Annotated in this window: 2 protein-coding genes; one reads left to right on the top strand and one right to left on the bottom strand. The window is 57.7% G+C overall.

Translation table 11 applies throughout. The annotated features are described in order from the left end of the window. Positions 1-175: translation initiation factor IF-1 (infA, locus tag ACIOU6_RS09715; protein WP_401135869.1), on the top strand; the 175-nt coding region annotated here is incomplete at its 5' end. Positions 176-1,189: 1,014 nt separating this feature from the next. On the opposite strand, the gene clpA is transcribed toward infA, so the two are convergent. Next, positions 1,190-3,460, bottom strand: coding sequence for an ATP-dependent Clp protease ATP-binding subunit ClpA (gene clpA / locus ACIOU6_RS09710; protein ID WP_401135866.1), 2,271 nt, complete (start codon positions 3,458-3,460; stop codon positions 1,190-1,192). Positions 3,461-3,529 lie beyond the last annotated feature (69 nt).

Below are 3,529 nucleotides of genomic sequence, written 5' to 3'. Positions count from 1 at the left end.
CACCCGGCCCAACACCATGTTTCGGGTGGAGTTGGAAAATGGGCACGTCGTAACCGCGCATATTTCCGGCAAGATGCGCAAGAACTACATTCGTATTCTTACCGGTGACAAAGTGCGCGTCGAGCTGACGCCCTATGACTTGAGCAAAGGGCGTATTACTTACCGCGCTCGCTAATCAAGTCAATACAAGACGCCCGGCTTTGCCGGGCGTTTTTGTTTGTCTGCGGTTTTGGGATTTTGGGTTTGGGGCATATCCGTTGCTGCGGGCGTTGCCGCTGGCGGTTTCGCTCTTACAGCGACTCACTTTTCCAAACGCCGAAAAGTAAGCAAAAGGCTTTGCCCCCGGCGTACGGCACTTCGCTGAGGCTCAGTGTTCCCTCGCTACGGTGTCCATCCAGGGGCATCGCCTCCGGCTTGCTTCGCTGCACCTCCTCTCGATGTATGCGGCTTCGCCGCACGGCGCTGCGCGCCTACCCCCCCCCTGATGAACACCTTCGCTCGGCCTGCCGATGGGGGCAAAAGAGCAAAAGCAACATCAAAAGCCAAAGCCAAAGCCAAAGCCAAAGCCAAAGCCAAAGCCAAAGCCAAAGCCAAAGCCAAAGCCAAAGCAGATCAAAAGATCGCAGCCTTCGACAGCTCCAGGGAATGAGAACACCCGCTAGAGCTTGGTCGACTGTCAGGCCGCCTTCGGGAGCAAGCCCCCTCACACAAATTGAACCAGGGTCACCAGCCAGAGCATGGTCGGCTGCCCGGCCGCCGTCGCCGGCAAGCGAGACCCCACAAAAAATGAGCACACCCCAAACGCGGCGCATGCCGCCCCACTCAACACAATGAGCGTTAGCTCGAGTAAAGCTCTTGATCTACAAGGCCCGTCGGCAGGCTGAGTGGAGGGATTGATCCGGGGGTGGGAGCGCAGCGACCGTTCGACGAAGTCGAACACATCGAGAGGAGGTGCAGCGAAGCAAACCGGAGGCGATGCCCCCGGATCAATTCCGGAGCGAAGGAACCCGAGCCACAGCGAGTGCCGTACGTCAGGGTAAAGCCTTTTGGGTTACCTTTTCGGCGTTTGGAAAAGGTGACCCGCCGTAAGGGCGGAACCCCAAGACGCCGTTACCGCAGCAACGGATATACACCCACCCCCAGACAACAAAAAAGGCGCCCGAAGGCGCCTTTCGCTTGCAACCGGCCGTCAGGCCATTTCAGCGGTAGTCTCGAAGTCGAAGGTCATCTCACCGTCCTTAATGTCGATGTGAACCACACCGCCATGCTCGGCCAGTTCGCCAAACAGAATCTCCTCCGCCAACGGACGCTTGATCTTGTCCTGGATCAGACGCGCCATCGGGCGAGCACCCATTGCCGCGTCATAACCACCCGCCGCCAGCCAACTACGCGCCGCGTCAGTCACCTCCAGCAACACGCGCTTGTCTTCCAACTGCGCCTGAAGTTCAGTAAGGAACTTGTCCACCACACTTTTGATGACCTCATGACTGAGGCGACCAAACTGGATAATGGTGTCCAGACGGTTGCGGAATTCCGGCGTGAAACTCTTCTTGATCACTTCCATCGCATCAGACGAGTGGTCCTGATGAGTGAAACCGATCGAAGCACGAGCTGCCGTTTCGGCACCAGCGTTAGTGGTCATGATCACGATCACGTTGCGGAAATCCGCTTTGCGCCCGTTGTTGTCGGTGAGCGTACCGTGGTCCATCACCTGCAGCAGCAGGTTGAAGACTTCCGGGTGCGCCTTCTCGATTTCATCGAGCAGCAATACGCAGTGCGGCTGCTTGGTGATCGCCTCGGTCAACAGACCGCCCTGATCGAAGCCGACATAACCTGGAGGGGCACCAATCAGACGCGATACGGTGTGACGCTCCATATATTCGGACATGTCGAAGCGAACCAGTTCGATCCCCAACGCCTTGGCCAGTTGGCGCGCGGCTTCGGTTTTACCGACACCGGTAGGCCCTGCGAACAGGAACGAACCCACCGGTTTGTCAGGCGACTTGAGGCCGGCACGGGACAGCTTGATCGCAGTTGACAGCGAATCGATCGCCGCGTCCTGACCAAACACCGTCAGCTTCAGGTCACGCTCCAGGTTGCGCAGCAGTTCTTTGTCGGAACTGGTGACGTGTTTCGGCGGAATCCGCGCGATCTTCGCCACGATATCTTCAACCTGCGGCACTTCGATACGCTTCACACGCTTCTCGATCGGCTGCAGACGCTGGTAGGCACCCGCCTCGTCGATCACGTCGATGGCCTTGTCCGGCATGTGCCGGTCATTGATGTAACGCGATGCCAGCTCAGCAGCTGCGCGCAACGATTCATCGCTGTACTCGATGTTATGGTGCGCCTCGAAACGACCTTTCAGGCCGCGCAGGATACCGATGGTGTCTTCCACCGACGGCTCGACGACATCGACCTTCTGGAAGCGACGCGCCAAGGCACGATCCTTCTCGAAGATGCCGCGAAATTCCTGGAACGTGGTCGAGCCAATGCAGCGAATGTCGCCAGACGACAGCAGCGGCTTGAGCAGGTTCGAAGCGTCCATGACGCCACCGGACGCAGCGCCAGCACCAATGATGGTGTGAATCTCGTCGATGAACAGGATCGCCTGAGGACGTTTTTTCAGCTCATTGAGCAACGCCTTGAAGCGCTTCTCGAAATCACCGCGATATTTGGTGCCCGCGAGCAGAGCACCGAGATCGAGCGAGTAAACAACGCTACTGGCCAACAGATCAGGGACCTGGTTGTCGACAATGCGCTTGGCCAGGCCTTCGGCAATCGCGGTTTTACCCACGCCTGCCTCGCCGACCAACAGCGGATTGTTTTTACGCCGCCGCGCCAGGATCTGCGCCACACGCTCGACTTCCGACTCACGGCCGACCAGCGGATCAATCCGCCCCTGACGCGCGAGTTCGTTGAGGTTGCTGGCATAAGCATCCAGAGGATTGCCTGAAGAAGAAGACTCACCGCCCTCGTCGTCCTGCATGTCTTGCTCACCTTCAGAGTGATCGCCATGCCCCGGCACTTTGGAAATGCCGTGAGCGATGTAATTGACGACATCGATGCGCGCAACGCTCTGCTGTTTCAGCAGAAACACTGCCTGACTCTCTTGCTCACTGAAGATTGCAACCAGCACATTGGCGCCAGTCACTTCGCGTTTGCCCGAGCTCTGTACGTGAAAAACAGCACGCTGCAGTACACGTTGGAAGCCCAGGGTTGGCTGGGTTTCGCGATCTTCGTCGTGAACGGGGATCAATGGCGTGGTGGAGTCGATGAACTCCTGCAGGTCATGCTTGAGTTTGTCGAGGTTTGCGCCGCAGGCACGCAAAACGGTGGCGGCAGCCTCATTGTCCAATAAGGCCAACAGGAGGTGTTCGACGGTCATGAACTCATGACGCTTCGAACGAGCCTCCTTGAAGGCAATATTGAGGGAGACTTCGAGCTCGCGGATTAACAGAGCTTCACCAAATACCCAAGTGTTCGGCGAAAAACCGTCCTACTCGATATCAAACAGAAGCGGATGCTG

This window comes from Pseudomonas sp. NPDC087615 (genome assembly GCF_044743445.1).
Lineage (GTDB): Bacteria > Pseudomonadota > Gammaproteobacteria > Pseudomonadales > Pseudomonadaceae > Aquipseudomonas > Aquipseudomonas baetica_A.
Note: the sequence above shows the minus strand (reverse complement) of the source record. Positions and strands in the feature narration are given on the sequence as shown.